The sequence below is a fragment of the Vibrio sp. 704 genome (genome assembly GCF_033339295.1).
In genome coordinates this window covers 1-889 of sequence record NZ_JAWOUH010000210.1, presented here as the reverse complement: position 1 = coordinate 889, position 889 = coordinate 1, and the positions used below count along the sequence as shown (strand labels likewise).

At 44.9% G+C, this 889-nt stretch carries 1 protein-coding gene; it reads left to right on the top strand.

Features of this window, described 5'->3' with window-relative positions; translation table 11 throughout:
• A partial coding sequence (locus R7R24_RS25510) for a DUF3413 domain-containing protein (RefSeq protein ID WP_318119900.1) occupies positions 1–889 on the top strand: 889 nt, incomplete at both ends.

The window sequence follows — 889 nt, the reverse complement described above, 5'->3', positions numbered from 1 at the left end:
CAATCCATTAACCTGCACCTAACCCCTGTGGTTTGGGAGCTGTTATTCAGCGATGATAAAAGTGCGTTAAGCTCGGATCTACAACACCTGTTTGTTGTGATGCCGCTGATATTCCTTGTTCAGCTCGCCTTATCAGAATGGGTTTGGCGTAAACAGCGCAAACTGTCTCACAAACACGTTGGTCGTCCACTGGCTGCCGTGTTCTTTTTGAGCTTTATGACCAGTCATTTGGTCTACATTTGGGCTGATGCCTATTTCTATAATCCGATCACGAGCCAACGCTCAAACTTCCCGCTTTCTTACCCAATGACGGCGAAAAGCTTTATGGAAAAACATGGTCTGCTTGACCGTGAAGAGTACCTAAAACGCTTAGCGGAGAATGAAAATAACGTTGAGCTGGTGAACTACCCACTAGAAAAACTTGAATTCAACCGCCGTGTAAACAAGTTGAACGTATTGATGATCAGCGTAAATAACCTTCGTGCCGACGCGCTGAATCAAGAAGAAATGCCAAACCTCTACGAGTTTGCACAGCAAAACCAAAACTTCCGTAAACACTACAGCTCAAGCAATGACACCTACGGTGCATTTGGCTTGTTTTATGGTTTACCAACAAGCTACGCCTCTAGTATCAAGGCACAAGGTGCCTCACCTGTACTTCTTGATGTACTTAAAGATCAAGGCTACACCTTCGGCTTGTTTAGCGGCAGCGGTTTTGAAGATGACCTTTATTCAGAAATCGTCTTCCGAGGCGTAAACCTAGCTGAAAAACTGGATGGTACTCAAGCCCATACCGATAAACAATCTATCGCCGATTGGAACATGTGGCTAACGGAAAAAGCGAACCAGCCTTGGTTCAGCTACATCGAAGTTACTACGGTAGATAATT